The sequence below is a fragment of the Pseudomonas sp. PA-4-8C genome, assembly GCF_021606625.1.
In the GTDB taxonomy this organism is placed as follows: domain Bacteria; phylum Pseudomonadota; class Gammaproteobacteria; order Pseudomonadales; family Pseudomonadaceae; genus Aquipseudomonas; species Aquipseudomonas lactis.
This window is the reverse complement of record NZ_WKCD01000405.1, coordinates 1-3443: the sequence shown is the minus strand read 5'-3', so window position 1 is coordinate 3443 and position 3443 is coordinate 1. Positions and strand designations below refer to the sequence as shown.

General features: G+C 58.8%; 4 protein-coding genes. 2 read left to right on the top strand and 2 right to left on the bottom strand.

Annotated features, from left to right (window positions below; translation table 11 throughout):
* Positions 1 to 81 precede the first annotated feature (81 nt).
* Both GIW04_RS29075 and GIW04_RS29070 read right to left on the bottom strand, forming a co-directional pair.
* A complete protein-coding gene (locus tag GIW04_RS29075; RefSeq protein ID WP_120248001.1) occupies positions 82 to 978 on the bottom strand; it encodes a LysR substrate-binding domain-containing protein in 897 nt (298 codons plus the stop codon).
* A gap of 84 nt (positions 979 to 1062) precedes the next feature.
* Entirely contained in the window at positions 1063 to 1446 is a 384-nt protein-coding gene (locus GIW04_RS29070) for a TolC family protein (RefSeq protein ID WP_268939279.1), read from the bottom strand.
* 106 nt (positions 1447 to 1552) lie between these two features.
* Here GIW04_RS29070 and GIW04_RS29065 point away from each other — a divergent pair, with 106 nt between their 5' ends.
* Complete coding sequence (locus tag GIW04_RS29065; protein ID WP_003191097.1) at positions 1553 to 1870, top strand: helix-turn-helix domain-containing protein; 318 nt, start codon at positions 1553 to 1555, stop codon at positions 1868 to 1870.
* Entirely contained in the window at positions 1863 to 3152 is a 1290-nt protein-coding gene (locus tag GIW04_RS29060) for a type II toxin-antitoxin system HipA family toxin (protein ID WP_120248002.1), read from the top strand. The genes GIW04_RS29065 and GIW04_RS29060 overlap by 8 nt, the downstream gene beginning before the upstream one ends.
* Positions 3153 to 3443: the final 291 nt, after the last annotated feature.

Sequence of the window (3443 nt, the reverse complement as noted above, 5' to 3'; positions counted from 1 at the left end):
GTTAGGGGGCTATCAATGTGGTTGATGACAAAAGACTGTTGCTCAGGGTGCAAGGAACTTTCCCAGCAACGCGAGGGCGCATCACGGCGCCTCAAACGCCTCGCCCAGAAAGTCGATCAAGGACCGCACCGACGGCATCAGCCCACGCCTGGAAGGGAACACGGCGGTGATCACGCCTTCAGCGGGTTGCCATTCAGGCAAAACGTCAATCAAGCGGCCATCGGCCAGTTCTTCTTTCACCACCATCCTCGGCAGGTTGGCGATGCCCACGCCCGCCAGTGCTGCGTTTTTCAGGGTGGACATGTCATCACTGACCAGGCGTGGCGTGTGTACTACCTGCGCCGTGGCGCCGTCCGGCCCGGTCAGGTCCCACAGGTACTGAAGCAACGGGTTGCCCCAATGGATAGTCGCCAGCCCGGCAAGGTCAGCTGGTAGCGAGGGCAGGGGAGCACCCTGCAAAAAAGTCGCGCTCGCCACCAGCACCTGAGGACTTTTAGCCAATACCTTCATGACCAGCTCACTGCTTTCCAGCGGCGGGAAACACAGGTTCAAGGCCATGTCATAGCCTTCGCTGATGATGTCGACCTTGCGGTTGAAACTCTTCACGTTCAGTTCGACGCTGGCGCATTGCGCCATGAATTGGGCCAGCATCGGCGCCACCCAATAGTTGAGCAGCGCAGTGGTGCAGCTCAAGCGGATCACGCCGCGCGGCTCTGATTTGTTGAAAGCAATCACATCTTCGGCCGACTCGGCCTCGGCAATCATCGCCACGCAGTGGCGGTAATAGGCATGGCCGATATCGGTAACCTGGAATTGGCGCGTCGAACGCTGTATCAGCCGTGCCCCCAGCCTGGCTTCAAGTTGGCTGACTCTGCGGCTCAAGGTCGATTTGGGCAGGTTCAGCGCACGGCCCGCCGCCGCAAAGCCGCCGTGCTCGACCACCTTGGCGTAAAGGAATAGCTCGTTAAGGTCGAACATGGGCAGTGTTCCATTTTTGAGATGGCCCAGCTTAATCCAACTCAGGCCCTACGTTGGGCAAATGTCAGCGCTTTCATCCGCGCCTCAGTTCAGTGTACGGCTGACCTCACGCAGGCGCGCGTCGCTCAGGTTGCCGGTGGAGGCCAGCAGGTGCAACTGCGCCATTAGGATTGCATAGCGCTGCTGGGCCAGGCGTTGCTGGGTATCGGTGACTTTCTGTTGGGCATCCAGTACATCGGTGTTGATACGCGAGCCGGCTGCGAAGCCGTGGGTCACGGCGTCAAGGTTGATCTGGCTGGAGTTCAAGGCCTGCTTGAGTGCCTGATATTGGCTCATGCCGTTGGTGACTTGCAGGTAGGCCTGACGTGCCCATGCGGGCCAGGTGCGCCTGGTCGGAGAAACCGCCGTCGGCAGCGTCGTCTGACTTAATGTCAGATAAATCCAGTATGTTGTGGCTAAGACGTACATTTTGGTGACTAAGGCCCTAACTCAGGGAGTTATCGGCTTGATAGGCGTTGCTGCTAATTCTATAATTTTGGGCACTAACTGGCGCAACAAGGGATAAGTACAGGTTATGTTGGATTTAAGCTTCAGCAAGCCGAGCGAAGTCGTCAAGCGCCTCTGTGATCGCTTGCGCACAGAGCGCTTGGCGCTGGACATGACACAAGCCGAACTGGCCGGGCGCGCTGGCATTGGCACCAACACCGTGTCCAACCTTGAAGCCGGGCGAAATGTGGGGTTCGAGAACGTCGTTCGGGTGGCCATAGCGCTTGGCCGAACCAAGGAGCTCGAAGGCCTGTTTCTGCCTAAGCTAGACAGCATCGAGGATATTCGGCGCTACGAAAACAGCGCCAATCGTCTGCGCACAAAGAGGAAGCCCGGCAATGCTTGAGCAGGTAAATGTCTTCTACGAAGGCTGGGGCGAGCGATGGCAATGGGGCTCGCTGGTCTCCACCACCGCCTTGACCGGTCGCCCGCTGATCGTGTTCGAGTACAGTAACGAAGCCAGACAAAAGGGTTTGGAGCTGTGCTCATACATGCTGCCGTTGGAGGGGGCTCAGTTGCGTAGAGATTTTCCAGACCACCAACTGCATTTGCCAGGGCCTATCTACGATGCGTTGCCGGATGGCTGGGGCATGTTGTTGATGGACCGCATGTTCAGGCGCCGCGGGCTCACCACGGCGCGCATCGGACCACTGGAGCGGCTGGCGTACATCGGTAGCAACGCGATGGGCGCCATGACGTTTGAGCCCGTGGCGCCCGAAGGGCAGGCGTCTGAAGCCCACATCCCGCTGGAACAGCTTGCCGCCCAGGTGCAGCAAGTACTCCACGGAGACGGGGGCGAGTTCCTGCACACGTTGCTGCTGGTGGGTGGCTCGCCTCAAGGAGCACGGCCCAAGGCCCTCGTGTATCGCGACCCCGCAACCGGTGGTTTTACCACCGCCGTCACGCCAGGCTTTGAAGCGTGGTTGATCAAGTTCCCTGCCAAAGAAGAGCATGCCGAGGTATGTGCCATCGAAATGGTCTACGCCGAATGCCTGCGCTTGTGCGGTATAGACACCCCCGACACGCAGTACTTCAGTCTGCCTGATGGGTTGGCAGCGTTTGCCAGTAAGCGATTTGACCGACGCGATGGTCTGCGCGTCCCGATGCAAAGCCTCGCGGCGTTTACGGGCGCCAATTACCGCTCCCCGGGAGTGCTGGACTACGTCAACTTCCTGCGGGCAACGCAGATGTGTACAAATGACGTGCGCGAGATGGCGCGGGCCTTCGAACGTGCCGTCTTCAATGTGGCGTTCAACAACAGAGACGATCACCCCAAGAACTTTGCCTACATCATGTCGCAAGGCGGTCAGTGGAGATTATCGCCGGCTTACGACGTGACCTTCTGCGAGGGGCCAGGTGGTTATCACCAGATGGATGTGATGGGAGAAGCCCTGTCGATTTCCCGCACACAACTGCTTCGACTCGCCGAGGAGGCCGAGGTGCCACCGGACGTGGCTGGCAGCATGATTGATGGCATTTGCGAGGTGGCGCGCCGGTTTTCGGCGATCGCTGAGAACTTATACCCTCAGGATATTACGCGAGACACCTTGCGCCTGATTCAGGGCCGCATTGATGAGAACGTAGCTCGGCTAGTTCAGGGACGAGCGGGGCGAGAGGCGTCAGGCTGAACAGTCGGAGCAACGCCTGCTAGAGGTTATTCGCGTCGTCAGAAACATTTTTGGCGGGGCTCTGGTGTTCAAAATTCGAAAAACCGCTATATGCATAGGTATCTACACAACTTCGGCATGACGCCGACCCTGTGGCGAGGGAGCTTGCTCCCGCGACGGCCTGACAGCCGACACCTACCTGACACCCTAACGATCCAACTGTGGGAGCTGGCTTGCCTGCGAAGACGGCCTCACAGTCGACACCGTTACACTGAGTACATATCCATTCCTGCGGTAACGGCCACTTAGGGT

What these genes read in the sequence shown, in the direction of transcription:
- GIW04_RS29075 (WP_120248001.1), bottom strand. Translation starts at nt 978, where the DNA reads ATGTTCGACCTTAACGAGCTATTCCTTTACGCCAAGGTGGTCGAGCAC.
- GIW04_RS29070 (WP_268939279.1), bottom strand. Translation starts at nt 1,446, where the DNA reads ATGTACGTCTTAGCCACAACATACTGGATTTATCTGACATTAAGTCAG.
- GIW04_RS29065 (WP_003191097.1), top strand. Translation starts at nt 1,553, where the DNA reads ATGTTGGATTTAAGCTTCAGCAAGCCGAGCGAAGTCGTCAAGCGCCTC.
- GIW04_RS29060 (WP_120248002.1), top strand. Translation starts at nt 1,863, where the DNA reads ATGCTTGAGCAGGTAAATGTCTTCTACGAAGGCTGGGGCGAGCGATGG.